We start from the raw sequence: 254 nt of genomic DNA, 5'->3' as shown, positions 1-254 counted from the left end.
CCGAGCGAGGAGCCGGTAGGCTACCTGTTTGAGCTTTGCTACAGCCACGACCACAACCGGTGGAGCGGCACGATGTACTCCAGCCACATCCCCGATCCTAAGGATGTCCGCAACGTCCGCCCTCTCTTCTTCGCCTCCCCCGCTGTCGCACCGGTAGCGGTGGGCGTGAAGGCAGGAGAGCCGGTCGCCTGGCTAATCCTGGGCACAGACAGGGACGACAATGAGACATGGGTTGCGGTGACCAAAAATCCAGC

Annotated in this window: 1 protein-coding gene; it reads left to right on the top strand. The window is 62.2% G+C overall.

The annotated features are described in order from the left end of the window. Positions 1-254, top strand: a 254-nt coding sequence (locus AC0L2H_RS32575) for a hypothetical protein (protein WP_473593688.1), incomplete at both ends; no start/stop codon positions are given.

Source organism: Mesorhizobium sp. WSM4871 (assembly GCF_055811295.1).
The sequence above is the reverse complement of the archived record's forward strand: the minus strand, read 5'-3'. Positions and strand labels throughout refer to the sequence as shown.